The 26,215-nt window shown below is 64.6% G+C and carries 23 protein-coding genes; 7 read left to right on the top strand and 16 right to left on the bottom strand.

All coding sequences use genetic code 11. The annotated features are described in order from the left end of the window. Positions 1–11 precede the first annotated feature (11 nt). From hfq to GA0061099_RS18045, 3 genes are all read right to left on the bottom strand, one after another. Positions 12–260, bottom strand: coding sequence for an RNA chaperone Hfq (hfq, locus tag GA0061099_RS18055; protein ID WP_007591126.1), 249 nt, complete (start codon positions 258–260; stop codon positions 12–14). Positions 261–509: 249 nt separating this feature from the next. Then, positions 510–1,880, bottom strand: coding sequence for a nitrogen assimilation response regulator NtrX (ntrX, locus tag GA0061099_RS18050; RefSeq protein WP_035999365.1), 1,371 nt, complete (start codon positions 1,878–1,880; stop codon positions 510–512). A gap of 17 nt (positions 1,881–1,897) precedes the next feature. Next, positions 1,898–4,306 carry a sensor histidine kinase gene (locus tag GA0061099_RS18045; RefSeq protein WP_036028038.1) on the bottom strand — a complete coding sequence of 803 codons (2,409 nt, stop codon included), beginning with the start codon at positions 4,304–4,306 and terminating at the stop codon, positions 1,898–1,900. Between the two features lie 173 nt (positions 4,307–4,479). Between GA0061099_RS18045 and GA0061099_RS41215 the strand changes: the two genes are divergently transcribed. After that, entirely contained in the window at positions 4,480–4,626 is a 147-nt protein-coding gene (locus GA0061099_RS41215) for a hypothetical protein (RefSeq protein ID WP_167361662.1), read from the top strand. A gap of 189 nt (positions 4,627–4,815) precedes the next feature. On the opposite strand, the gene ntrC is transcribed toward GA0061099_RS41215, so the two are convergent. From ntrC to dusB, 3 genes are read right to left on the bottom strand one after another with little or no spacing between them, the layout of a single operon-like run. Beyond that, positions 4,816–6,258, bottom strand: a complete 1,443-nt coding sequence (gene ntrC, locus GA0061099_RS18040) for a nitrogen regulation protein NR(I) (RefSeq protein WP_035999368.1) — start codon at positions 6,256–6,258, stop codon at positions 4,816–4,818. Positions 6,259–6,267: 9 nt separating this feature from the next. Next, a complete protein-coding gene (locus GA0061099_RS18035) occupies positions 6,268–7,443 on the bottom strand; it encodes a two-component system sensor histidine kinase NtrB (protein ID WP_035999469.1) in 1,176 nt (391 codons plus the stop codon). Beyond that, positions 7,440–8,441 (bottom strand): tRNA dihydrouridine synthase DusB, encoded by a 1,002-nt coding sequence (gene dusB, locus GA0061099_RS18030; RefSeq protein ID WP_085968735.1) that lies wholly within the window; start codon positions 8,439–8,441, stop codon positions 7,440–7,442. The genes GA0061099_RS18035 and dusB overlap by 4 nt, the downstream gene beginning before the upstream one ends. Before the next feature lie 277 nt (positions 8,442–8,718). Here dusB and GA0061099_RS18025 point away from each other — a divergent pair, with 277 nt between their 5' ends. Both GA0061099_RS18025 and GA0061099_RS18020 read left to right on the top strand, forming a co-directional pair. Continuing rightward, positions 8,719–9,900 (top strand): bifunctional 2-C-methyl-D-erythritol 4-phosphate cytidylyltransferase/2-C-methyl-D-erythritol 2,4-cyclodiphosphate synthase, encoded by a 1,182-nt coding sequence (locus GA0061099_RS18025; RefSeq protein ID WP_035999374.1) that lies wholly within the window; start codon positions 8,719–8,721, stop codon positions 9,898–9,900. A gap of 3 nt (positions 9,901–9,903) precedes the next feature. Further along, the gene (locus GA0061099_RS18020; protein ID WP_035999375.1) at positions 9,904–10,512 is read left to right on the top strand and encodes a CinA family protein; all 609 of its coding nucleotides are present in this window, start codon (positions 9,904–9,906) and stop codon (positions 10,510–10,512) included. Positions 10,513–10,518: 6 nt separating this feature from the next. On the opposite strand, the gene GA0061099_RS18015 is transcribed toward GA0061099_RS18020, so the two are convergent. The 3 genes from GA0061099_RS18015 to lipA form a co-directional block, all read right to left on the bottom strand. Beyond that, entirely contained in the window at positions 10,519–11,301 is a 783-nt protein-coding gene (locus GA0061099_RS18015) for a mechanosensitive ion channel family protein (RefSeq protein WP_050996038.1), read from the bottom strand. A 156-nt stretch (positions 11,302–11,457) separates the two neighbouring features. Then, entirely contained in the window at positions 11,458–11,928 is a 471-nt protein-coding gene (locus tag GA0061099_RS18010) for a type II toxin-antitoxin system RatA family toxin (RefSeq protein ID WP_027542754.1), read from the bottom strand. Positions 11,929–11,934: 6 nt separating this feature from the next. Then, complete coding sequence (gene lipA, locus GA0061099_RS18005; protein WP_036028026.1) at positions 11,935–12,891, bottom strand: lipoyl synthase; 957 nt, start codon at positions 12,889–12,891, stop codon at positions 11,935–11,937. Positions 12,892–13,021: 130 nt separating this feature from the next. Here lipA and GA0061099_RS18000 point away from each other — a divergent pair, with 130 nt between their 5' ends. Then, entirely contained in the window at positions 13,022–13,624 is a 603-nt protein-coding gene (locus tag GA0061099_RS18000; RefSeq protein ID WP_036028025.1) for a DNA-3-methyladenine glycosylase, read from the top strand. 92 nt (positions 13,625–13,716) lie between these two features. Here the strand turns inward: GA0061099_RS18000 and GA0061099_RS17995 are convergent, their stop codons facing one another. From GA0061099_RS17995 to GA0061099_RS17975, 5 genes are all read right to left on the bottom strand, one after another. Next, entirely contained in the window at positions 13,717–16,593 is a 2,877-nt protein-coding gene (locus GA0061099_RS17995) for a valine--tRNA ligase (RefSeq protein ID WP_036028024.1), read from the bottom strand. 151 nt (positions 16,594–16,744) lie between these two features. After that, on the bottom strand, positions 16,745–17,503 hold the full coding sequence (locus GA0061099_RS17990; protein WP_074447953.1) for a PopZ family protein: 759 nt from the start codon (positions 17,501–17,503) through the stop codon (positions 16,745–16,747). A 303-nt stretch (positions 17,504–17,806) separates the two neighbouring features. Beyond that, the gene (locus tag GA0061099_RS17985; RefSeq protein ID WP_036028011.1) at positions 17,807–19,192 is read right to left on the bottom strand and encodes a TolC family outer membrane protein; all 1,386 of its coding nucleotides are present in this window, start codon (positions 19,190–19,192) and stop codon (positions 17,807–17,809) included. A gap of 204 nt (positions 19,193–19,396) precedes the next feature. Further along, on the bottom strand, positions 19,397–20,059 hold the full coding sequence (locus tag GA0061099_RS17980; protein WP_036028010.1) for a protein-L-isoaspartate O-methyltransferase family protein: 663 nt from the start codon (positions 20,057–20,059) through the stop codon (positions 19,397–19,399). A gap of 142 nt (positions 20,060–20,201) precedes the next feature. Further along, on the bottom strand, positions 20,202–20,381 hold the full coding sequence (locus GA0061099_RS17975) for a hypothetical protein (RefSeq protein ID WP_035999393.1): 180 nt from the start codon (positions 20,379–20,381) through the stop codon (positions 20,202–20,204). Positions 20,382–20,839: 458 nt separating this feature from the next. Here GA0061099_RS17975 and GA0061099_RS17970 point away from each other — a divergent pair, with 458 nt between their 5' ends. The 3 genes from GA0061099_RS17970 to GA0061099_RS17960 are packed head-to-tail and all read left to right on the top strand — an operon-like array spanning position 20,840 to position 22,613. Then, positions 20,840–21,487, top strand: coding sequence for a CoA transferase subunit A (locus GA0061099_RS17970; RefSeq protein WP_035999395.1), 648 nt, complete (start codon positions 20,840–20,842; stop codon positions 21,485–21,487). A 4-nt stretch (positions 21,488–21,491) separates the two neighbouring features. Beyond that, positions 21,492–22,142: a 3-oxoacid CoA-transferase subunit B gene (locus GA0061099_RS17965; protein WP_036028009.1), complete on the top strand. Its 651-nt coding sequence runs from the start codon at positions 21,492–21,494 to the stop codon at positions 22,140–22,142. A gap of 12 nt (positions 22,143–22,154) precedes the next feature. Continuing rightward, on the top strand, positions 22,155–22,613 hold the full coding sequence (locus GA0061099_RS17960; protein ID WP_036028008.1) for a MaoC family dehydratase: 459 nt from the start codon (positions 22,155–22,157) through the stop codon (positions 22,611–22,613). A 197-nt stretch (positions 22,614–22,810) separates the two neighbouring features. Here the strand turns inward: GA0061099_RS17960 and GA0061099_RS17955 are convergent, their stop codons facing one another. Both GA0061099_RS17955 and GA0061099_RS17950 read right to left on the bottom strand, forming a co-directional pair. After that, a complete protein-coding gene (locus GA0061099_RS17955) occupies positions 22,811–23,695 on the bottom strand; it encodes an alpha/beta fold hydrolase (protein ID WP_036028007.1) in 885 nt (294 codons plus the stop codon). Between the two features lie 9 nt (positions 23,696–23,704). Beyond that, entirely contained in the window at positions 23,705–26,212 is a 2,508-nt protein-coding gene (locus GA0061099_RS17950) for an alpha/beta hydrolase (RefSeq protein ID WP_036028006.1), read from the bottom strand. Positions 26,213–26,215: the final 3 nt, after the last annotated feature.

Genomic DNA, 26,215 nt, shown 5'->3' with positions numbered 1-26,215 from the left:
TCAGGTCACTCTCAAGCCGGCTGGTCCTCGCCGCCTTCGAACAACTGAATCGGAGCGCCCGGCATGATGGTCGAGATCGCATGCTTGTAGACCAGCTGCGAATGACCGTCGCGCCGAAGCAGCAAACAGAAATTGTCGAACCAGGTCACGATGCCCTGGAGCTTCACTCCGTTGACCAGAAAGATCGTCAGTGGCGTCTTGGTTTTGCGAACGTGATTAAGGAAGGTGTCCTGTAGGTTTTGTGCGCGGTCTGCCGCCATTGTTTTTTTCTCGCTTTGAGTTTCTTTTTATTGCGCCGAATGCGGCCCTCTTTGTGGAGTTCGGGGCCTCCTCCGGTTGCCGTCCCTCATGAGATCCCCCTCGGAAGGAACAGCGGTTCGATTAGAGGACAGGTCGGGGTATTAGGCAAGCCGCTTGAAGCGGCAGGCGTGGCCCTATTGCCCCGAAAAATTACGGAAATCGATGATTTTCTTTGCCTATTCCCGAGATGCCGCCGCAGCGTCGCAGCATTAGCCGACGCCGAGCGCTTTCAACTTCCGGTGCAAGGCCGAGCGTTCCATGCCAACGAACTCGGCCGTTCGAGAAATATTTCCTGAGAAACGGCTGATCTGTGCAATCAAATAGTCGCGCTCGAACACCTCGCGTGCTTCGCGCAGCGGCAGGCCCATGATGTGCTCGCCATTGTTGCTGGTCGGCATCGCCGGCACCATCGAGCCGACATCCTGCGGCAGCATGTCGGCGGTGATGATGACTTCCGGCCCGCCGGCGGCCAGAATCATGACTCTTTCAACGTTGTTGCGGAGCTGGCGCACATTGCCGGGCCAGACATGCGATTGCAGCACCGCCATTGCGTCCTGACCGATCTGGCGCTTGGGCAGGCCGCTGCCGGCCGAGATCTGCTCCATGAAATAATCGATCAGTTCCGGAATGTCCTCGCGCCGCTCCGACAGTGCGGGCACGCGGATCGGCACCACCGAGAGCCGGTGGTAGAGGTCCTCGCGGAAACGGCCGGCCGCGATCTCCTCCTCGAGATTGCGGGCGGTCGATGAGATGATGCGCACGTCGACCTGCACCTTGGCGGTGCCGCCGACGCGCTGGAACGACTGCTCCACCAGCACGCGCAGGATCTTGTTCTGGGTCTCGCGCGGCATGTCCGCGATCTCGTCGATGAACAGCGTGCCGCCATGCGCCTCTTCGAGCGCGCCGGGCTTGCGCGGCTGCTCGCCATTGGACTGCTCGACGCCAAACAGCTCATGCTCCATTCGCTCGGGCGTGATCGCGGCGGCGTTGATGACGACGAACGGACCGTCGGCGCGGCCCGAAGCGATATGCAGCGTGCGCGCGGTCAGCTCCTTGCCGGCCCCGGCGGGGCCGACGATCAGGATGCGGCTGTTGGCCTTGGCCGCCCGCTCGATGGTTTGGCGCAGCTGGTTCATGCTGGGCGAGCGGCCGACGAGCTGGCTGGCGCTCGGGGCGAGCTGCTTCAGTTCCTTGACCTCGCGCTTCAGCCGCGAATTCTCCAGCGCTCTGGTCGCGACCAGGATGAGGCGGTCGGCCTTGAACGGCTTCTCGATGAAGTCGTAGGCGCCGCGCTTGATCGCGGCGACCGCGGTCTCGATGTTGCCGTGGCCGGAGATCATCACGACGGGCAGATCGGCATTGTCCTTCTTGACCTGCTCCAGGAGCTGCAGGCCGTCGAGCTTGGAGCCTTGCAGCCAGATGTCGAGAAACACCAGATGCGGCCTGCGATTGGCGATCTCGGCGAGCGCCGTGTCGCTGTCACGCGCGGTCCTGGTGACGAACCCCTCGTCTTCGAGAATGCCTGCAACGAGATCGCGAATATCGGCTTCGTCATCGACAATCAGAATTTCACTTGCCATGGATCGCGCCTGTCTTGTCAGCTGCCTGTTGAGGCTTCGATTTTGGTTGAATCATTGGTCTTTTCAGCCGGCTCTTTGGTTCCGGCGGCCGGCTCTTTTGTTGCCTGGGTCGCGACGGATTCCGTCGCCGTTTGCGTGATGTCGGGCTTGGAGGTTGTCCCAGTCGCGTCGTTGACCGTCGGCACTTGCTCTGTTGTCGCGGACTTCGCGGGTTGCCCCGACACGGCAAAGCGCATGCGCATCCAGGCGCCGCGCTGGCCTGGGCGGAAGTCTGAGGCGTCCTTCAGCTCGATCCGCCCGCCATGGTCTTCCAGCACGCGCCCGACGATCGCAAGCCCCAGCCCGGTGCCCTTGGCACGCGTGGTAACGTAGGGCTCGAGCAGACGCGAGCGCGCGACCTTGGGCAGGCCGATGCCGTTGTCGATGACGTCGATCAGCACGTCGTCGCCCTCGCGCGACACCACGACGTCGATACGCCCCTTGCCGAGCTCCTCGGGCGGGACCTGCTCGATCGCCTCGGTGGCGTTCTTGACGATGTTGGTGACCGCCTGCGAGATCAGGCGCCGATCGAACTGGGCGCGCAGCGGATCCAGCCTGAACTCGGCCTCGATGTCGATTTCGGGATGGGCGACCTTCATCAGGAACACGGCCTGGCGCACCGTGTCGGCGACGTCCTCGCCTTCCATCACGGGCTTCGGCATCCGCGCAAAGCGCGAGAACTCGTCGACCATGCGCCTGATGTCGTCGACCTGGCGGACGATGGTATCGGTGCACTGGTCGAAGATCTGCTTGTCCTTGGTCTCGGTGATGTCCTTGCCGAACTTGCGGCGGATGCGCTCGGCCGAGAGCTGGATCGGCGTCAGCGGGTTCTTGATCTCATGCGCGATGCGGCGCGCCACGTCGCCCCAGGCCGAGGTACGCTGCGCCGAGACCAGCTCGGTGATGTCGTCGAGCGTGATGATATAGCTGTCGTGCGGCTGGTTCTTCTCGGCGCTGACGCGGACCGACAGGTTGCGCTCGGTGCCGTCACGGGTGATCGTGATCTGGCCCTGCACCAGGCGCTGGGTCCCTTCCCGCGCCGTCTTCATCATCTCGTCGAGCTCGGGCAGCACGTCGGAGAGCGGATGGCCGAGCGTCTCGGCTTCGGAGTGCCCGATCAGTTTCTCTGCGGAGCGGTTGAGGATGCCGACGCTGCCGGACGCGTCGACGCCGATGATGCCGGCGCTCGCGGACGACAGCACCGCCTCGATGAAGCGGCGGCGGCTGTCGATGAGATCGCTGGCATTGACCAGCTCGTCGCGCTGGCTGCGCAATTCCTGCGTCATCTTGTTGAAGGTCTCGCCCAGCTGGGCGAGGTCGCCCTCCGACTGGTGCACCGGCACCTGGACGTGCAGGTCGCCGGTCGAAACTGTATGTGCCGCGTTCATCAGCCGCCGGATCGGCGAGACCAGCGAGTTGGCGAAGTTGAGACCGATCAGCACCGAAGCCATGAGAATGGTCAGCGCGATCACCGCGAACATCAGCGCGAAGGCGACCTGGATACCGAGCCGGCGCGATTCGATCTGGGCGTATTCGGCGACGCTGACCTCGGTCTGCTTGAGCTGATTGACGACATTCGGATCAAGCGGCCTGGCGACATAGAGAAAGGTGTCGTTGAAGGCGCGCAGGCGGATCACCGCGGCAACGAAGCTCGCATCGGGGAGCACCGCGATCTCGGGCTCGTTCTCGTTGACGTTGCTGAGAAAGTCCGGCGCGGGCGGCGAATAAGCGAGCCGCATGCCGGTGTCGGCGGATTCCAGGATGTTGGTGTTCTTGTCGATGATCATCGCGCCCGGCAGGTTGCGCGACGCGGCGCTCGCCGTCAGCATCTCGCGGAACGAGCGGCGGTCCTGGTCGTAGAGCGGCCGGGCATGGGCGATGTCGTTGGCCATGCCGAGAATGTCGCCGCGGATCAGCTGGGCATGGTCCTGCATATAGGCCCGCGCGATCGTCAGCGAGTTCTGGATCACCTCCTTGGTCGGCCCGGAGAACAGCCGGTCGAGGCCGCGCTCGATGGTGACGTTGGCGACGACGGCGACCAGCACCGCCGGCAGCACCGCCACGATCGAGAACAGGCTGACGATCTGGACGTGGAGACGCGCCGCCGCCCTGCCCCGCCGCCGCGCCAGGATCAGCTGCCAGAGTTCCCGGACAATGATCCCGACCAGCAGCAGGATCGTGGCGGCATTGATCAGATAGAATGTGCGGACCACCCCGGGCGTCGGCTCGATCGTGCTCAGACCCGTCAGGACCAGGAAGGTCAGGAAGGCCGACAGCAGCGCCAGCGCGACGGCAAAGGGCGCCAGCCAGCGTCGCACCGACCAGCGCCGGGGCTCTTCCGCTGGGGCCGTGTCAAAGTGTGCGGCCGAGGTATCTGCGCTGGTCATTCCGGCAATGATGCTGAAAACGGGTCCGCGGACGCGCGGATACTGATGTATTCGTACCACATTGTTGCCGAATTGCGACAATTCCGCGGCGTGTTCGCCCTGGCGGACTCGCGCAATCCACAGGCACATGCCGCCTGGGCGGAACGGATTCCCGCCGTCCCGGCTTAATCCGCATGGATAGGATCTTTCTCGCGACGATGGTTTCGGCCGTTCTGCTGCTGATCGTGGCCGCCGACCTCCTGGTCAACGGCCTCGGCCTTCAGCAGCCGCCGCTGAATGTCGCGAGCGTGGTGCCAGCCTCCGGCGGACTGGTCAGATAGGCGCAATGGCCGCGCTGCGGCCGACGACCAATTTGAATGTGCGGGCGGAACATTAGAGTCCCGTCAGGACTTGTGCTCACCGCGTCAGCCACAACGGCCAGCGCGATCCGGACAGGCTCAGCTCTGCCTTGGTAGGGGGAGCTGAGCCACCGGTCCGCGCTAGCGCGTTTGGCGTTCGTCGCAAGAAAGTCAGCCCCCGCTCCGATACACCTGGATGTCGAGATCCCGGATCTTCTTCCGCAGCGTGTTGCGGTTGAGGCCGAGCAGGTCCGCAGCGCGGATCTGGTTGCCACGGGTGGCGGCGAGCGCGGCCGTGAGCAGCGGCACCTCGATCTCCTTGAGGATGCGGTGATAGAGGCCGGGCGGCGGCACGCCGTTCGGGAAGCCCTGGAAGTGCGAGGACAGATACGCCTCCACGGCGCCGCCGAGATTGTCGACCCCCTGCTGGACCGCAGCCCCCGGGCTGACCGAGGGCGGCGCGAGCTCGCCGTCGATGACGGAGGACGTGATCACGTCCTGCGGATAGAGCGCGGCGAGCCGCCGGGCGAGGTTTTCCAACTCGCGCACGTTGCCGGGCCAGCGGTGCTGCTTCAGCCGCTCCAGCGCCAGCGTGTCGAGCTTCTTCGGCGGCAGACCGTCCTTCTCGGCCAGCGTGAAGAAGTGCCGCACGAGATCCGGCAGGTCCTCGATGCGCTCGCGCAAGGGCGGCAGCCGCAGCGGGACGACGTTGAGGCGGAAGAACAGATCTTCGCGGAACAGGCCCTGCTGAATTAGCACGCGCAGGTCCTTGTTGGAGGCCGCGACGATGCGCACGTCGGTCTTGATCGGAGTGCGGCCGCCAACGGTGGTGTATTCGCCCTGCTGCAATACACGCAGCAGGCGGGTCTGCGCCTCCATCGGCATGTCGCCGATCTCGTCGAGGAACAGCGTGCCGCCCTCGGCCTGCTCGAACCGGCCGGAGGCGCGGGTGTTGGCGCCGGTAAAGGCACCGCGCTCGTGGCCGAACAATTCGGACTCGATGAGATCGCGCGGGATCGCCGCCATGTTGACCGCGACAAAGGGGCCGTTGCGGCGCTTGCCGTAATCGTGCAGCGCTCGCGCCACCAGTTCCTTGCCGGTTCCGGACTCACCCGTGATCATCACGGTGAGATCGGTCTGCATCAGGCGCGCCAGCACGCGGTAGATTTCCTGCATCGCCGGCGAGCGGCCGACCAGCGGGATCGCCTCCATCTCGGCGTCCTCGTCCGGCGACGAGGTCCGCTCCTTCGGCTCGGCGAGCGCGCGGCCGACGATGGCGATCAGTTCCTTCAGGTCGAAGGGCTTTGGCAGATATTCGTAAGCCCCGCGCTCGGAGGCGCGGATCGCCGTCATGAAGGTGTTCTGCGCGCTCATGACGATGACGGGCAGGTTCGGCCGCATCTTCTTGATCCGCGGCAACAGGTCGAAGGCGTTTTCGTCCGGCATCACCACATCGGTGATGACGAGATCGCCCTCGCCCTGGCTGACCCAGCGCCACAGCGTTGCGGCATTGCCGGTCAGCCGCACTTCGTAACCGGCGCGGGACAGTGCCTGATTGAGAACGGTGCGGATGGCGGTATCGTCATCGGCTACGAGAATGCTACCTGCGGGCATCGTTGATCCTCATTTTGCCCCCTGTGACGCAGGCGACGACTTCCCGGCAGAGCCGTCGCGACTGCTTTGATCGGCGTGTTTGACCGATGTGGAATACATCGGCATCAGCACGCGGAAGGTGGTCTTGCGCGGCTGAGATTCGCATTCGATGATGCCCCCGTGATCGCCGACGATCTTGGCGACCAGCGCAAGGCCGAGACCCGAGCCGGTCTGCTTGGTGGTCACGAAGGGATCGAACAGGTTGGGCAGAAGATCGTCGGGCACGCCGGGTCCGTTGTCCTTCACACAGAATTCGAGCGGAAGGGATACCCGCGATTTTTGACCGGGGACTGACAGGCGCACACCGGGTCGGAACGCGGTGGTGAGCTGGATCTCGGCATCGGGCACGTCGATCAGCGCTTCGGCGGCGTTCTTCACGAGATTGAGGAACACCTGGATCAGCTGGTCCTGGTTCGCCAGCACCGGCGGCAGCGAGGGATCGTAATCCTCGACGAAGCGGATGTTGCGGGCAAAGCCCGACTGCGCCAGCCGCTTGACGTGATCGAGCACCGAATGGATGTTGACGGGGCCGCGCACCACGGGGCGCTCGTCGCCGAACACCTCCATGCGGTCGACCAGCGTCACGATGCGGTCGGCCTCGTCGCAGATCAGCCGCGTCAGCATGCGGTCCTCGGACGAGGCCTGCTGCTCGAGCAGCTGCGCTGCGCCGCGAATGCCCGAAAGCGGATTCTTGATTTCATGCGCGAGCATTGCTGCTAGCGCTATCACCGAGCGCGCTGCGCTGCGATGGGTGAGCTGCCGATCCATCTTGTCGGCGATGGTGCGCTCCTGCAGCATCACGACGATATGGCCGGGCCGCTCGGTGAGTGGAGCCACGTGCAGGTCGACCTGGCGGTCGCCGCCCATGCGCGGCGTGCCGAGATCGACCTTGTATTCGTTGACCGGCGCGTTCGAGGAGCGCACTTGGTCGATCAGCGCCAGCAACGGGCTGCCGAACGGCACCAGCTCCTTTAGCGACTGCCGCTTCAGGAATTGCGTGGAGATCTCGAAGAAGGCTTCGGTGGCGATGTTGGCGGCGACGATCTTGCCGTCGGGCCCGATCATGAGCACGGGGTTGGGCAAAGCATCCAGGATTGCGTCGCTGTCGGACTGAAGCGGCCGACGATGTTCAGCGGCTGAACTCATGCAGCAGCGCTCCATGCGAAGTCGTCGAAGGCGTCTTGCAGTGCATCGTGAACGAGGCGCGGATCCTCCGAGACCAGGATCTTCTGCCGCCAGGATTTCAGCTTCTCGGCCGGCGCACGGCTCGCCTGCGCTGCGACGTCGAGCGCCCAGCCCAGATGCTTGCGGGCGTGCCTCAGTCCGATGCGCAGGCCATAGAGCGCACAAACGCCGTCATAGAGCGTGCGGACATAATGCAGCTGCGTCTGGAGCGAGGGCACGGCTTCCTCGGCCCCGCCGTTCAGACGGCGGCCGATCTGGCCAGGCAGCCAGGGCTGGCCCTGCGCGCCGCGGCCGATCATCACGGCGTCGGCGCCCGAGGCGTCCAATGCCGCCAGCGCCTTCTCGTAGGAGGTGATGTCGCCGTTGACGACGAGCGGAAGGGAGGTGGCCTCGCGCACGGCGCGGATCGCATCCCAATCGGCCTCGCCCTTGTAGAACTGGCAGCGGGTGCGGCCGTGCACGGTGACGAGCTTGATTCCGGCGGCCTCGGCACGTCGCGCCAGCTCCGGCGCGTTGCGGCTGCGGTCGTCCCAACCGAGGCGCATCTTCAGCGTCACCGGCACCTTCACCGCCGCGATCGTCGCTTCGATCAGGCTGACGGCATGGTCGAGGTCGCGCATCAAGGCCGAGCCGGACTGGCCGCCGGTGACGTGTCGGGCGGGACAGCCCATGTTGATGTCGATGATATCGGCGCCTTCCGCTTCGGCGATCCGGGCGCCTTCGGCCATCCAATGCATCTCGCAGCCGGCGAGCTGGACCACATGCGGGCCGATGCCAGTGGCTTCGCAGCGCAACCGGGACATCCGGTGGCCATTGGCGAGCTCATCGCTAGCGGTCATTTCAGACACAACGAGACCAGCCCCAAGCTCGGCGGCCAGCCGGCGGACGGGCGAGTCAGTCACACCCGACATCGGCGCCAGGAAGACCGGGGTGGCGACTTCAATATCGCCTATTTTCAACGGCTTAGAGCCTGATACTGCCGAGCCGGTCACAGGGGTCCCGTTGACTGGGCAGGGCCTCATCGCGCCTGCCATGATCTATCTTGCGCACAATTCTTGTGCAGTCAAGCGTCATGCCTACAGTTTAGACAGTTCTGTAGATCTTTCAAGTGCACTGCAGCAAAATGCTGTTTCCCACAATCCGGGGAAACCCCCTTTTTTTGCGGGCCTGCCGTGCTAGAGGCATGCCGGCAAATCACCCCCTGCTCTTTCATTAGCAATTGAGTATTTGAGTCCTATGGCGAAATCACAGCGCACCGCGGTCGTCCTCGTCGCAGCCGGGCGTGGACTGCGCGCCGGCGCCGGCGGGCCGAAGCAATATCGCGAGATCGGCGGCGTGCCCGTGATCCGCCGCGCCATGGAAGCCTTCAGCGGTCACACTGAGGTGTTCGCGGTGCAGCCGGTGGTGAACCCCGACGACAGCGCCATGTTCACCGCAGCGGTCGCAGGGCTCAGGCACGAGCCACCGACCAATGGCGGCGCGACGCGGCAGGCTTCGGTGCTCGCCGGCCTCGAAGCGCTGGCCAAGCACAATCCGGACATCGTGCTGATCCACGACGCCGCGCGCCCCTTCGTCTCGGAAGGCGTGATCTCGCGCGCGATCGAGGCGGCGAGCCGCACCGGCGCTGCGATCCCCACCGTTGCCGTCACCGACACCATCAAGGTCACCGGCGAAAGCGGCAACGTCGAGGCCACGCCGGAGCGCGCTTCCTTGCGGATCGCACAGACGCCGCAATCCTTTCGTTTCGACGTCATCCTCGAGGCGCATCGTCGTGCGGCAAGGGATGGACGCTCGGATTTCACCGACGATGCCGCGATTGCCGAATGGGCAGGATTGACGGTTGCAACCTTTGAAGGCGATGTTGCCAACATGAAGCTCACAACTCCCGAGGATTTCGTGCGCGAGGAAGCGCGCCTGGCCGCCCAGCTCGGCGACATCAGGACCGGCACCGGCTACGACGTGCACGCCTTCGGCGAAGGCGACCATGTCATGATCTGCGGCGTGCGCGTGCCGCACACCAAGGGTTTCCTGGCTCATTCCGACGGCGATGTCGGCCTGCATGCGCTGGTCGACGCCATTCTCGGCGCTCTCGCCGACGGCGACATCGGCTCGCACTTCCCGCCGAGCGATGCGAAGTGGAAGGGCGCCTCCTCCGACCAGTTCCTGAAATATGCCATCGAGCGCGTCGCAGCGCGCGGCGGCCGCGTCGCCAATCTCGAGGTCACGCTGATCTGCGAGCGGCCGAAGATCGGCCCGTTGCGCGACACCATGCGCGCGCGCATCGCCGAGATCTCCGGCGTCGACATCTCGCGCATCGCAGTGAAGGCGACCACCAGCGAGCGGCTCGGCTTCACCGGCCGCGAGGAAGGCATCGCGGCGACCGCGAGCGCCACCATCCGCCTTCCCTGGGGCGTCTAGGCCATGGGCGGCAGCGACGCACGCGCCCTCTCCCGCTCGCTGCTCGATCTGTGCCGGATGCGCAAGCTGACGATCGCAACGGCCGAATCCTGCACCGGCGGTCTCGTCGCGGGCGCACTGACTGACATCCCGGGCTCGTCCGATGTCATCGACCGCGGCTTCGTCACCTATTCCAACGAGGCCAAGCGCGCGATGCTTGGCGTCGAGGCGAGCACGTTGGCCAATTTCGGCGCCGTAAGCAAGGAGACCGCGACCGCAATGGCAATCGGTGCGCTTGAGCGCGCCGATGTCGATCTCGCGGTCGCCATTACCGGCATCGCCGGCCCGGGCGGCGCCACGCCCGGCAAGCCGGTCGGTCTCGTGCACTTCGCCGCCGCCGCGCGCGACGGCCGCATCATCCACCGCGAGCACCGCTTCGGCGCCATCGGCCGCAGCGCGGTGCGCGCCCGCTCCGTGGTCGAGGCGCTGCGCATGCTGATGGATCTGGCCCGCGGCCCGCAAGTCGCGGCCAAGCCGCAGCGCACCGCCGCCAGCCGCCTGCGCCCGCGTGTGACGCGCTCACCGCGCCGGCATGTGGTCAAACGCAGGCCGCCACGTCCGCCGCGGGGATAAATCGTCTCAGGCGGCCGTGGCAAGCAGCGCGCTCGCATGATCGAGCACGCACTGCTTGACCGCGCCAGCTTCAGACGGTTTCGCCTTGGCGCTAACCGTCAATTCCAGGATCGGCGCGGCGGGATTGGCGACATCGAGGACCTTGCTGACGGAGACGGCAGGTTGCGCCTGATCGTCGATGCGGGAATCCTTGCGAAGCTCCTTCAGGATGCGATCGGCCAGCGCCGGAACGGCGCCGGCGGGGACCGGAAACGTCACCTTGATCTCGCCCGTGCCAGGATAGGCGCTGTGGTTGATGATGGCCGCGCCCCAGACCTGTCCATTCGGCAAAAGGATTTGCGTGTTGTCGGGCGCGACCAGCTCGGTCATGAACAGCGACAGCGATCTCACCTTGCCCGCCTTGCCGGCGACCTCGACATCGTCGCCGATGTGAAAGGGCCGGAACAAGAGCAGCATCACGCCGGCGGCGAGATTGGACAGCGTGCCCTGCAAGGCAAGACCAATGGCGAGCGAGGTCGCGCCCAGCACGGCAACGAGGCTCGCCGTCTGGATGCCGAACAGCTGCAGCACGGCGATGCCGACGACCGCGAGCACGCCATAGCGCGCAAGGCTGCCTACGAACAGCGTCACCAGCGGGTCGACGCGGTGGGTCACGCTGAGGACGCGCGTGACGAAGCGTTGCATCGCGCCGGACAGATACCAGCCGACCGCGAGCAGCAGGACCGCGTAGATCGCGTTCAGGCCATACAGGACAAGCGAAGCTTTCAGCGTGTCGAAATTGATGGTCATGACGGCTCCAACCCGGTCAGTCGGTTGAGAACGCGCCGCGATGCGAAATGATCCCGGTGGATGCTGATGGGGAACACGGAGCGATGTTGGATTGGGAGGGCACGCCCGCCGCTCCATTGTCATTGCGAGCGGTGGAGAGAGCAGTGCTGATCGCGACTACGTCGACGCCAGCTTTGGCCGGCCGTAGATCGCGTCCGCCCGTTTCTCGAACGCGGTCGAGAACCGCGCGAAGGCGGCATCGAACATCGAGCCCATCAGCATCGCCAGCATGCGGCTCTTGAATTCGTAGGCGAGGAAGAAGCCGACGTCGCAGACGCCCTCGCCCTTGGGCTCGAACGTCCAACGGTTTTCCAGATTCCTGAACGGACCTTGCAGATATTCGACCAGGATCTTCAGATTGGCGCGGTCGAGCGTCACGCGGCTGGTGAAGGATTCCTTGACCAGCTTGAACGACACCGTCATGTCGGCGACCAGCACCTCGGTGCCGTCGGGTTTCGCCATGCGCTGGCGCACCTTCAGCGCGCTGCACAGCGGCACGAATTCCGGGTAGCGCTCGACATCGGCGACCAGATCAAACATCTCGGACGCGCTGTGGTTGACACGGTGCTTGCTCGAAACTCGATGCATGGTACGTCAGCGGGCGTGAGCTGCCCGCGCAGCCTTCAGTCTCGCGAAATCCTCGCCGGCATGATGCGACGAGCGGGTGAGCGGGCTTGCCGACACCATCAGGAAGCCCTTGGTGTAGGCGATCTTTTCGTAGGACGAGAACTCGTCCGGCGGCACGTAGCGCATCACCGCGTGATGCTTGCGGGTCGGTTGCAGATATTGTCCGATGGTCAGGAAGTCGACGTCGGCCGAGCGTAGATCGTCCATCACCTGCTGCACCTCGTGGCGCTCTTCGCCGAGGCCGACCATGATGCCGGACTTGGTGAAGATGGTGGGATCGAGCTCCTTGACCCGCTGCAGCAGCCGGATCGAATGGAAGTAGCGCGCGCCGGGCCGCACCGTGAGATAGCGCGACGGCACCGTCTCGAGATTGTGGTTGAACACGTCGGGCTTCGCCGCAACGACGATTTCGAGCGCCCCCTCCTTGCGCAGGAAGTCGGGCGTCAGGATCTCGATCGTGGTCGAGGGGCACGCGGCCCTGATCGCGCGGATGGTCCGAGCGAAATGTTCGGCGCCGCCGTCAGTGAGGTCGTCGCGGTCGACCGAGGTGATGACGACGTGGGCGAGGCCGAGCTTGGCCACGGCTTCGGCGACGTGCTGCGGCTCGGCCGCGTCCAGTGCATTGGGCAGGCCGGTCTTGACATTGCAGAAGGCGCAGGCCCGGGTGCAGGTGTCACCCATGATCATGAAGGTCGCGTGCTTCTTGTCCCAGCACTCGCCGATGTTCGGGCAGCCCGCTTCCTCGCACACCGTATGCAGGCCGTTGGCGCGCACGATGTTGCGGGTATCGGCATAGCCGCGGGTGTTCGGCGCGCGCACGCGGATCCAGTCCGGCTTCGGCGGCGAAGCGGAATCGGGCCGGTTCACCTTTTCGGGGTGGCGCGGGCGCAGCGGGTTCGAGATGGTATCGACAATAACGACCATGGGGTGTCCGGTCTGTTCAGGTCCTACCTAGTCGGTCTGGCCTGGCATCGCAACCCGGCTCGCCCCGCTTCAGGGAACATGGCAGATATGGGCAATATCTTGCTCCGTTATCAGGCGATTCTCACCTCGAATGGCTCCAATCTCGAACGCTTCACCACCGCGGCTAGGCAAGCCCCTGAAGCGCGCCTTCTTCGGACGCAGCGTCCATGAGGTCGCGCCCGACCTGATCGGCGCCACCATGCTCGTTGACGGCGTCGGCGGGATCATCGTCGAGGTCGAGGCCTATCACCATACCGACCCGGCGGCGCACTCCTATCGCGGGCCGACGCAGCGGAACCAGGTCATGTTTGGCCCGCCTGGCTTTGCCTATGTCTACCGCTCCTACGGCATTCATTGGTGCGTCAACTTCGTCTGCGAGGAGGAAGGCTCGGCCAGCGCCGTGCTGATCCGTGCGCTGGAGCCGACGCATGGCCTGGCTGCGATGCGCCGACGCCGGCATCTGCAGGAGGTGCGTGCGCTGTGCTCGGGCCCTGGCAAGCTGACCGAGGCGCTCGGCATCACCATCGCGCACAACGCCCTGCCGCTGGACCGGCCTCCCATCGCGCTGCATGCGCGAACCGAGGATGTCGAGGTCGCAACCGGCATCCGCATCGGCATCACCAAGGCGGTCGAGCTGCCCTGGCGCTATGGCGTCAGGGGCTCGAAGTTTTTGAGCAAGCCGTTTCCGAAATAAGCCTAAAGCGCGATGAATCATCATCGCGCTTTAGGTTATTGTTTGAGCATGATCTTTCCGGAAAACCGCTGCACACTTTTCCGGATCATGCTCTAAGACGCCTGCTTCAGCCGCTCCATCGCCTCAAGCAGCTTCGCCTTGCGCGCCAGCGCCGTCTCGCGCTTTTCGCGCTCCTCCTCGACGACCTCCTCGGCCGCGTTGGCGACGAACTTCTCGTTCGCCAGCTTCGACTCGGCGCGCTTGATGTCGGCCTCGGCCTTGCCGATCTCCTTGTCGAGACGCGTGCGCTCGGCGGCGACGTCGATCACGCCCTTGAGCGGCAGCGCGGCGACCTCGCCGCGCACCAGCAGCTGGACAGCGCCGTCGGGCGCGCGGTCGGCGAAGGAGATGTCCGACAGCCGCGCCATACGCTTGATGACATCGGCCCAGCGCGGCGCGCGCTCCTTGGTTTCGGCCGAAGCGCCTGCGAGCACCAGCGGCGTCAGCGTTGCCGGCGCGATGTTCATCTCGGCGCGCACCGAGCGGATCTGCGTGACGAGGTCGATGACCCAGCCGATCTCGGCTTCGGCAGCCGGATCGGTGAAGTCGGCATGATCGAAGATCGGCAGCACCCAGGCCGGCGAGACGAGCGCATCGGTCGGTCCCGTGGTCGCCGCAAGCATCGCGAGCTGCTCCGGCGTCGGCTCGACCGGCTTCAGCGGCCACGGCGCCAATGCGAGCAGGCCCTCGCGCCTGGCCGTCACCTCCCACAGCTCTTCGGTGATGAAGGGCATGAAGGGATGCAACAGCTTCAGGATCTCGTCGCGCGCCCAGGCGACCATGGCGCGGGTCTCGTCCTTGGCAGGGTTGTCCGGACCGAGCAGCACGGGCTTGGCGAGCTCGACATACCAGTCGCAATAGACGTTCCAGACGAAGCGATAGATGCTGCCGGCTGCATCGTTGAAGCGATAAGCTTCGATCGCCTCGGTCACCTCGCGCGTGGTGTGGGCGGTCTCATGCGCGATCCACCGGTTCAGCGTCTCCTTTGCCTTCGCCGGCTCGAAACCATCAGGCACGGCGCAGTGGTTCATCTCCGCGAACCGGCACGCGTTCCAGAGCTTGGTCGCGAAATTGCGGTAGCCTTCGACGCGGCTGGTGGCGAGCTTGATGTCGCGCCCCTGCGCCGCCATCGCGGCCAGGGTGAAGCGCAGCGCGTCGGCGCCGTATTCGTCGATCAGGTGGAGGGGATCGATGACGTTGCCCTTCGACTTCGACATCTTGGCGCCCTTCTCGTCGCGGACGAGGGCGTGGATGTAGATGGTCGAGAACGGTACTTCCTTCATGAAGTGCAGGCCCATCATCATCATGCGGGCGACCCAGAAGAAGATGATGTCGAAGCCGGTCACCAGCGCATTGGTCGGATAATAGCGCTGCACCTCGGGCGTCTCGTCGGGCCAGCCGAGCGTCGAGAACGGCCACAGCGCCGAGGAGAACCAGGTGTCGAGCACGTCCTCATCGCGCGTGATGAAGCCTTCCCGCTTGTTGCGGTCGAGCGCCATCTCGCGGCCCTGCTCGGGCGTAATGACCTCCTGCTCGACGTAATAGCCGAGCGCGTGGCTGATGGCCTCCTCCTCGGTCTCGGCGACGAACACCTTGCCGTCAGGGCCGTACCAGGCCGGGATCTGATGGCCCCACCAGAGCTGACGCGAGATGCACCAGGGCTGGATGTTCTCCATCCACTCGTAATAGGTCTTTTCCCAGTTCTTCGGCACGAACGTCGTTTCGCCCGAACGCACCGCCGCGATCGCAGGTCTCGCCAGCGTCTTGGCGTCGACGTACCACTGGTCGGTCAGGTAGGGCTCGATCACGCTGTTGGAACGATCGCCGTGCGGCACCATGTGGGTGTGCGGCTCGATCCGTTCGACGAAGCCGAACGATTCCAGCCGCTCGACGATGCGCTTGCGCGCAGCGAAGCGGTCGACCTTGTGGAATTCCTCGGCGAATTGCGCAGCGCCTTCGGGCAGGTCGCGCAGATAATCCTCGTTGTCGAGGAGATCGAGACAGCCTTCCCTGTCGAGCACGCTGATCCGGCGCAGCCCGTGGCGATTGCCGACCTCGAAATCGTTGAAGTCGTGCGCCGGCGTCACCTTCACAGCGCCCGATCCCTTTTCGGGATCGGAATACTCGTCGGCGAGGATTTTGATCTTGCGGCCGACCAGCGGCAGGACGACGTTCTTGCCGATCAGCTGCTGGTAGCGATCATCCTCCGGATGCACGGCCACGCCGGTATCGCCGAGCATGGTCTCGGGTCGCGTGGTGGCGACCACGATGAAGCTCGAGGGATCCTCGGGGTTGAACGTCTTGCCCTCGATCGGATAGCGCAGATACCAGAGGTGGCCCTTCACTTCCGTCTGCTGCACTTCGAGATCAGAGATCGCGGTGAGCAGCTTGGTGTCCCAGTTCACCAGCCGCTTGTCCTTGTAGATCAGGCCCTCACGGTGCAGCTCGACGAAGACCTTGACGACGGCCTTCGATAGGCCCTCGTCCATGGTGAAGCGCTCGCGCGACCAGTCGCAGGACGCACCGAGGCGCTTGAGCTGGTTGATGATGGTGTCGCCACTCTCGGCCTTCCACTGCCAGACCCGCTCCAGAAACTTCTCGCGGCCCATCTCGCGGCGACCGGGCTGCTGGCGCTCCATCAGCTGCCGCTCGACCACCATCTGGGTGGCGATGCCGGCATGGTCGGTGCCGGGCTGCCACAGCACGTCGCGGCCCCGCATGCGCTCGAACCGGCAAAGGATGTCCTGCAGCGTGTTGTTGAGGGCGTGGCCCATGTGCAGCGAGCCCGTCACGTTCGGCGGCGGGATCACGATGGTGAAGGGCACGGCATCACGGCGGTCGGGCCGGCCAGCCTTGAACGCAAGGCTGTCCTCCCACACCACGGACATGCGGGTTTCGATATCGGCGGGCTGGTAATTTTTCTCGATCATGGGGCTGCTAGAAAGCCGCGCGAGGGGGCCAAGTCAACGAAAAGTCAACGAAAACGTCAGGGAAAACGAGGCGGCAACAGCGCTTTCCAGCCCGGTCCGAGGCCCGAATATGACGCCCAAGCCGGGCTTTATGAGGGCCCTTCGGCCGCCCTCAGCGGCCGCCGCGCGAGACCCGCTCGATTTCGGCCTTCACGATGCGTTCAACGAGGCCGGGCAGGTTGTCGTCGAGCCAGGACTTCAGCATCGGCCGCAGCATCTCCTTGACCAGGTCCTCCAGCGTCCGCGCATTGCTGCTGAGCACCGTATGGGCCAGGGAGTTGAAGGCGGATTCGACCGCGGAGACCGTCGATTGCGCGAGGATCGGCTGCTGCGGGGGCAGCGGCGGCGCGTCGAAGTCCACCGGCGCGTAGGACGGCGGCGGGGCGGGACGCGGCGGCTCGGCGAATTCGAGATCGTCGCGTGGCTCGACCTTGCGGAAGGTCGGCGGCGGCGGAGGCGGCGTCGGGTCCATCGCCATGTCGTCGGTCAGTTCGAGCACGTCGGGCTCGGGCTCTGGCTCGGGCGCGCGGACCTCCGGCGTAGGTGTGGCCGCATCGAGACCCGCCAGCAACGCGTCGATATCGTCCTGGCTGTTGGATGCGTCCGCCGCGGGCGCCGGCGCAGGTGGCGGCGCCGGCTTTGCAGCCGGCGGCGGTGCCGGCTTCTCGGCGGCGGGTTTAGGCGGAGCGACCTTGGATGGCGGAATGTCGTTCATCGCCTGCGGCTTCGGCGGCGCAGCGGGCGCAGCAGCCTTCTCGGGCTTGGCGGCCTCAGCCGGCGGGGGCTTTGCCTCGTCGTCGGCAATGATGCGCCGGATCGAGGCCAGAATCTCCTCCATCGAGGGTTCTGTGACCTTTGCAGGCTGCGTCATCTCCGACTCCACATCATCAACGCCCTCGCATGCGTTGTTTTACACCAAGCACGGCAGGATTGGCCGGTTCCGCGACGATGGGTCCGCCATTTTCGTCGCCGCAGCCCGACTTGTCCCCAGATCACGGCTCCACGCGCAGCGGTGCGCCCCTGCCCCCGGCGTCGAAGCGTTACGCACACGACATCAACGCGGGCGAATCGACCCGCATCATCTTGGCAAGGCTATGTCAGGGATTTTGACGATTGCAAGCAAAGCACCGGTCGACCTCGGCTATTGGCGAGATCGACCGGATGATTACGGGAATCAGCGGCCGTCAGGCGTGCGCACACCCGCCCAGCTGTCCCGCACCTGATGATAGTGAACGCTGGGGTCGTAGGTCGTAGTCGCAAGGCCGAGGACCTGCGGCGATAGACGCCCGACCGCCGCTAGGACGTTATACGATGCGACCACGCGATCGTGCTGCGCGGTCACCAACGCAACGCGCGCGTTCACCAGCGCCTGCTGCGCATTGAGCACGTCCAGCGTGGTGCGCTGGCCGGCCTTGGCCTCCTCGCGGACGCCGTTGAGGGCGATCTCGGACGCCGTCACCTGCGCCTGAGCCGACTGCACCTGCGCCTTGGTGGCCTGCAGAGAGCCCCACCATTGCACAATGGTCGCGCGGGTCTGGTCGCGAGTCGTTTCGAGGTTGAGCCGCTGCTGCGCCAGGTTCTCCTTGGACTGGCGGATCAGCGAATATTCACCACCGCCATTATAAATCGGCACGGTGAGCTGCGCGATCGCCGATGCGGTGTACGAACGCATCTGAATCAAGGATTGTTCGTCGGCCCGCTGGGCCGTTGCCTGAACCGAAAGTGTCGGCAGCAACGCTCCTTCATTGATCTTGACCTGCAGATAATTGACGTCGATGCCGTACATGGCGGCCGTCACGTTGGGATGCTCGATCAAGCCAAGCTCGATGGCCGAAGCAAGCGTCGTGGGCAGGAACCGGTCGACAGGCGAGCCGGGCGCGAGGTTCGTCGGCTCGTTGCCGATGATGCGACGGTAGTTCGCGCGGGTCGTCGTCAGATTCGCTTCAGCGGTGAGCGCCTGGGTCCTCCCGGCCGCCAGTTGCGCTTCCGATTGGGCGACGTCGGTGCGGGTCACTTCGCCGACATTGAAGCGGTCGCGGGTCTGCTTCAGTGTCTGCTCGAGGACGCGCACGTTGCTGCGCTGGACTTCGAGCGTGGCGGCATCCCGCAGATAGTCCATGTAGGTCGTCGCGGCGCTCAGCAGTACGCTCTGATCCATACCGCGCAGCGCTTCACGCGTACCGGACACCTGGCTCTCCGCCGCGCGGGTCCGGTTGGCGGTCTGGTTGCCATTGTAGAGCGTCTGTGTCGCCGTCACGCCAATGCTGCGAGGCACCCTCGTTCCGTAGACTGAGTTGGTCCCCGGGGCACTCTGCAAATCTTGATATGAATAGCCACCGGTCGCTGTCAGATTGACCCTCGGGCGATAGCCCGACAAGGCCTGAGGCACGCCCTCGTCAGTCGAGCGCACCTGGGCACGCTGTGCGTTGAGCTGCGGGTTGTTCTGATAGGCGCGCACCAGCGCGCCCTCGATCGTATCCGCCAAGGCAGGTGTCGGCCCGGCAAGCGCCAGCAGCAGGACCGAAACCGCAGCTCCGGTGAAGAGCTTCACCCCATGCATCCGTGAAATTCCGTTCGTTCTAGCGCCCTGCTCGTGCCCGCGAGCCGGGGTACCGTACCAATGGAGTCGTTGCCCCGCCGCAACATAGGACGCGGTCAAGCGCGACGGAACTACCTGGGGGTGGTTCTCAGTGGAAACTCTTCGCGTGCAGCATCCCGGCCACACTTCTGATTCAGAACGGGATTTGGGGCGGCTTTGGGGCCGTCAGAAGACAAAGGCAGCCGCCCGTTCCAGCCCGGGAAGCACCGGGGCGGCGGCGTCGAACAGGGTCCGATGACCGAATTCGCCGTGGGTACGGGTCACGATCGTGGCGCGCGGCGGCCTCGATTCGGCCGACACCCCCACCAGGCGCCCACCCTCCTTCAGCTGCCCGAGCAGCGCTTCCGGCATCACCTCGGCCGCGCCGTTGAGGAGAATCACATCATAGGGGGCAGCAGCAGGGTCCCCCTCGGTGCAGGCCGCCGCCTTGCAGGCGACATTGGCAAGCCCCTGGGCGGCGAAGGCGTCGCTGGCCTTGGCCGCCAAAGCCGAATCGCACTCGGTCGCCGTGACCTGACGCGCGAGCTTGGCGGCCAGTGCGGCGAGATAGCCGGTGGCGCAGCCCACGACCAGCACGTTGTCATCCGCGCCGATCTCGGCGGCCTGGAGCAGCTTGCCGGTCAGCGCCGGCTTGATCAGGAACCGCTTGGCGGCGCCTTCGCTGACGTCGAGGTCGAGATCGAGGTAAGCCAGCGCCTGCCGGCCGGCCGGCACGAAGGCCTCGCGCGGCACCGTGAGCATGGCATCGAGAACACGACGGTCGGTGACGTCATTGGTGCGCACCTGGCCATCGACCATTTTTTGGCGCGCGGTCGAAAAACCGGACATTTGCGGACCCTGCAATGCGGACGATGCCGCGGAGAAAAATCGCGGCATCTTTTGGAGCATGCTCGGTCAAAACGCAACATAGCGGTTGGCGATGCGCGTTTCGCCCTCCGCAACCTCTCCTGATGGGAGGGCCGGGCCGGCCCTATTCGATGGCGACTGCCAGGCGGCCAATGAGGCCAGCGACCTCGTCAAGCCGCGCCGAATCCGGCGCCTCGACTGCGCGCGCGAGACAAGCGAGGCATTCATCGTCGCTGAGCTCGGGGATGCCGGCCGGCAGAATCGAGGGGGCCAAATCAGAACGGTCGACCTTGTTGTCTGGCATGGGAATCAGCTCCGCGAGTGTCCGGCAGATCCACGCTCGACGTAAATTGAGTCGTTTTGGCGCCGTCCGAATGGCGGGACCTCGCCGACGCACAGGTGTTCGAGCGCGATTCCGTGCTGCACCCCGGTGCTTCGCTCTGGATTTCAGGCAAAGCACATAGCACGCAGCATCAGGATGCAAGGGCAAGCTTTTGAATTTAGTAAGATTCGGCTCTCCGGACTGGATCCGGTTTTGTTACGGAAGCGTCGGTTTCTCTTGAGCCTTTTAGCGCGCCTCAGCGTCGAGGTTCCCAAATCATTCCCAAGGCCTACCATGCGTTCACGTTGGAGAAGGGCGCGCTGACGGCGCGCAATGATCCAGAGGCCCTTGACCCATATCAAGGGAGCCCGTCGCCCGCCCGCCAACATCCACACATTACCGCCCTTCAGCCCATCGTCGGGCGACCGGGAGTTTCGATCATGAAAGCTGTTTCCGTCGAAGAAGCCGTTGCGATGATCCCGGCGGGCGCCAGCGTCATGGTTGGCGGCTTCATGGGAGTTGGAACGCCGGAGCGGCTGCTCGACGAAGTCGTGCGCCAGAGGAAGACGGGTCTGACCCTGATCTCGAATGACGCGGCCACGCCCGGCAAGGGCGTCGGCAAGCTGTTCGATCAGGCACTGGTGTCGAAGCTGACGGCAACGCATATCGGTCTCAATCCGAAGGCGCAGCAGCAGATGCTGGCGAACCAGATCGCGGTCGATCTCGTGCCGCAGGGCACCTTCGTCGAACGCATCCGCGCCGGCGGGTGCGGTCTCGGCGGGGTGCTGACGCCGACCGGGGTCGGAACGCTGGTGGCCGAAGGCAAGCGCCAGATCGAAGTCGACGGCAAGCCGTTCCTGCTGGAAACGGCGCTGCGGGCGCAATTCGCATTGGTGCACGCCTTCCTCGCCGACTACCTCGGCAACCTCGCCTACGCCCTCACCTCGCGCAATTTCAACCCGGTCATGGCGATGGCAGCCGACACCGTCATCGTGACGGCGGAGCATATCGTCCCGGTCGGCGTGATCGCGCCCGATCACGTCGTCACCCCCGCGCCGCTCGTCGACTATCTCATCACCAACGGGTGACATCATGGATCCCCAGATCATCATCGCCCGGCGTGTCGCCAAGGAGCTGAGGAGCGGAAACCTCGTCAATCTCGGTATCGGCATTCCGACCCTGGTCGCCAATTATGTGCCGTCGGACCTGAAGGTCTTCTTCCAGTCCGAGAACGGGTTGATCGGCACCGGGCCGATTCCCGAGCAGGGCATGGCGCATCCGACGCTCACCGATGCCGGCGGACGCCCGATCAGCGCGCTGCCGGGCGCCTCCACCTTCGACAGCGCGATGTCGTTCGGCCTGATCCGCGGCGGCCACGTCGATGTCACCGTGCTCGGCGGTCTCCAGGTCGATGCGCATGGCCATCTCGCGAACTGGATGATCCCGGGCAAGATGGTCCCGGGCATGGGCGGCGCAATGGACCTCGTCACCGGCGCCAAGCGCGTGATCGTCGCCATGCAGCACGCGGCCAAGGGCAAGTCGAAGATCGTGGTGAAATGCTCGCTGCCGCTGACCTCGGCACGCCCCGTCAACCTTGTCGTGACCGACATGGCCGTGATCGGTTTTCCCGATGGCAAGGCGACGCTGCTGGAAACAGCACCCGGCATGAGCATCGGCGAGGTCATGGCCTTGACGGAGGCCGAACTCGCCATTCCCGACAATGTTCCGGAAATGAAGCTCTGAACAGGTCAACCCATGCGAATATTCAGCGACTTCAACGAGATCAAATCCGCAATCGGCACCGAGATCGGCGCCAGCGACTGGATCGAGATCACGCAGGACCGCATCAACCAGTTCGCCGAGGCGACCTGCGACGAGCAGTGGATCCATGTCGACCAGGAGCGCGCCAAGCAGGAGATGCCGGGCGGCAAGACCATCGCCCATGGCCTGCTCTCGCTTGCCCTTGCCCCGCTGTTCATCCGCTCGGTCATCGGCCTGAAGGGCCTGCGCAACACGCTCAACTACGGTGCCGACCGGATCCGATACCTCGCGCCGGTACCGGCGGGCTCGAAGCTGCGCGGCCGGGTCACGATCGCGGAAGCAGAGGACGTGCCGCCGGACGGGCTGCGCGTCAACTACCACCTCGTGATCGAGATCGAGGGCGGCAAGAAGCCGGCCTGCGTGGCCGAATTGATCGCGCTTCACTATCGCTGAATCAAAGAGTCGAAAAACAACCCCATGCACAGTAGACATGGGGCTGATCTGATTGATGTTTCCTGTTCGCCCGGAACCGGTTGCTCCGTCGGGCAAAACACTGGCAATATTGTCACCATCGATCGTGGGTCGCCGGACTGCTCAGCGCGTCAATCGATGATGTGGTGGCCGCCGTCGACGTCGAGGCCCCGTCGGGATCAGCTTGGCGCCGTGGATGGTGACGCGGCACGTCCTCCGAACCAGGCACCGAAATAGCCTGCATAAAGTGCCGGTGATTCGAGGTTCATCGAATGCCCTATGCCTGGCACGACGACCAGCCGGCAATCCGGCATCGCTTCGGCCATGGCACGGAGATCGGCCGGCGCGATCCAACCGTCCCGCTCGCCCCACAACACGAGGTGCGGATGCCGGATCTCGGACATACGGCGCTCCAGCTCACGGCTCTCCTTCTCCCGCGTCAGGTTCACCGGCGTGCCGATCCAGATCCCCTCCGATACGCCGAAGGTCTGCTCAATGATCCGATCGAACAGCGTCTGGATCTCTCCCAGCCCCTCGCGAAAGCGAGGGACCATGTTCGGCCCCATGCTCTCCGGGACGAACAGCGAAGAAGCGGCTGTAGCCATCACGGACCGCGTCAGCTCCTTGCTCGACATCATGGCCCTGAATAATCCGATCTGATCGGCATCGAAGGCCATGCCGAGCGGCGTTACCGGATCGAGCGCGAACACACGGCCGAAGCGCTGCGGCTGCTCGAGCAGCATTCTGGCGGCGATGATGCCGCCGGTGGAATGTGTCGCGAGATGGCAATAGCCGATCCCGAGCGTATCGAGCGCCGCCAGCATGTCCTCGGCGTGCTGCCGCATGGAGTAGTTGGAATAGTCGGCCGACGGCTTCGGCCGGTCGCTGTCGCCACAGCCGCGCCAATCGATTGCAACCACACGGAGCCCGATCGGAAACAATGGCGCGGCGAGCTCGATCCAGTCCTTGCTGGCGAGATTTCCGTGGATGAAGACGACGGTGACGTCGCCTCCTCCCCACTCCCGCCAGCCGAGTCGGAGTTCGCCCGCCTGCACCCTTGGCATCGCCGGGCCCTACTTGTTGAGGCCAGCCGTCGGAGCCGCTCCAGGCGGTGTCGGCGCCACTGGCAAGGCAGAGACGACGGCGCCCTTGATCATGCGATCGGTTCCGAGCGGCGATGATGTGTCCACCTCCCCGTTGGTCACGAAATCCACGACATCGGCAGCGTATTCCACTGGATTGTCGGTGTGGATGAAGTGTCCGGTCTCCGGATAGATCTTGAGCATCGGCCGGTTGCCGGCATTGGTCATACGCGTCATGAACGGCGTGATGACGTCGCGGCCGAGGTCCGTCAGGCCGTTGAACGCAGGCGTCGGAATGAACGGCTCCTTGTCGCCGAACGCCAGGAAGATCGGCGCTTTGATCTGGGTGACCCGCTCATAGAGGTTCTTCGGGTCATCCTGCTGGAGCTCAGCACCGATCGTGTAGATGTCGAAGATGAAGACGTTGCACCACTGATCGAGCTCCTTCGGGTTGCCCTTGGTAAGCCCGGCGCGTTGCTCGGTATGGAAACGGGCATATTCGCTGTCGTTGAAGAAGTATCCGCTCTTCGCAGCCGATACCACGCCGGTGTCCGGATCACGTTTCTTGAAGTAGAAGAAGTCGCGGACGTTCTGCTCGCTCCGCGCCTTTTCCGCAGCGAGAATACCGGTCTGGTCCCAGACCTGCTTCCACTTGTCGAAGTCTCGGCCGAGACCGTCGGCGAACAGAGGCGCCTTCTTGTCCTTGGCAATGGTGATCTCGCGCGGATATTCCTCGAGGCCGGACGGCGCCTCCAAGGCGAGGCCCTGCACCGCATCAGGCCAGGTCAGGGCGTAGCCCACGACGAACTGGCCGCCGAGCGAGTGGCCGAGATAGTACGCCTTCTTGACTCCGAGCTGGTTGACCACGAGGTCGTAGATCACCTCGCGCATGTCCTGCATGGTGCGAGCAGGATTCTTGTCGAGATTGCCGGGCCCCGACATGCCGTAATGCGGTAGGTCCGGCATGATCACGCGCAGGCCGCTGCGCAGCGCATACTGCATGATGTTGCCGTAATGGCCGCCGAACGCGCCCTTGCCGTGGATGATGACGAGCACCTTCGGATCCTTGTCGGTGCCGGCATACTCGTCCATGTAGCCGATTTCCCAGGAGTTGCCGCTCTTGTCCTTGGCACTGCCGAATTTGACCGGATAGGGATAGGTCATGTAGGCCTTCCAGAACGACTTCTTGGGATCAATCGTCTGGGCGACGCCGGGCACGCGGTAATTCTTGTCGACGAATTTCTGGGCGCGATCGAGGGCCGCCACGTCATCCATGAAGGCGACGAACTTCGGATCGTTCTTGCGCTGGTTGATGATCGGGAACACGCCGTAGTGCGCGACGGGGCTCTCCTGTGCGATAAGATCAGCGCCGGGCACGCGATCGACAGCCTTCTGCGCCAGCTTGAAGTTGAGCCAGAGGTCGTTGGTGATGTGCATCACCAGCGTGCGAGCCTGAATGCGACCGAGATAGGGATTGACGTTATGGGTCTCGCCGACCCGATTGCGCCAGACGAGATCGACGGCGTCGTAGAGCTTGGCGCGATTAATGACGTTGAGGCCGGCCTTCTCGTTCGGCGGATCCCAATAGAAAATCTCGGGCTGTACCGCCGCCCAGTTCTGGGTCGTGCGGAAGGAAAAGTCATAACCCGTCATGCCGAGGATCGACCAGCCGAAGGCCACGCCCGGCACCGGATGCTTTTCCTTCGGGAGCTTGTAATAGTCGCCCTCGGTCGCCTGCCAGACCGGATCGCCCTGGATCGCGGCTGTCATCATCTGGAAAGTCCAGTTGCCGACCGGGTCGTCGCCATCCGATTGCGTGGTGCCGCCGATCGGCATCAGGGCGCTGACATATTCCGGATGCATCACGCCCCAGACGTAGGTCTGCGTGCCACCCATGGAGACGCCGGTCACCAGCGCGACGCGCGCGACCTTCAGCTCGTCGCGCAGCAGGCGGTAGTTCGCCTGCACCATGTCGTAGTAGCTGTATTGCGGAAACTTGATGCCTAGGCCGTCGGACGGCTTGCTCGCGCCCCAAGTGCCGAGCGGATCGACCATGATGACATAGTAACGATTCGTGTCGATCGGCCGGCCCGGACCAATGATGGGTACGCCACCCGACAACGCCGCACCCTTGACCCACTGTTCGTACATGTCGGTGGAATCGCCGGAATAATAGGAATTGATCACGATGGCATTGGTGATCTCGCCGGCCGCGTTGCGCCTTGCGTTGCCGACAGCAATGTATGCCGTGCGCAGCTTGCCGGCCCCGAGCGATTCCAGCGTGACGCCGCCCTCGCCGCCGTTCTCCCATTTGGAGGGATCGGACAGGTCGTACTTGCCGCCAAGGCGGAAGTTGGCGATCTCGTAGGTCTTCTTGAGCCCGTCATGCTGCACCTGCGACGAGCGGCGCGTGAACGGCTGTGCGGTTGCGATCGCCGTTCCGAGCAGCAGCACGATCAGGCTCAACAGGCAACACTTCAACGCATCTCGTCCGGCCATGAT

Origin of the sequence: Bradyrhizobium yuanmingense (genome assembly GCF_900094575.1) — a bacterium.
GTDB lineage: Bacteria > Pseudomonadota > Alphaproteobacteria > Rhizobiales > Xanthobacteraceae > Bradyrhizobium > Bradyrhizobium yuanmingense.
Note: the sequence above shows the minus strand (reverse complement) of the source record. Positions and strands in the feature narration are given on the sequence as shown.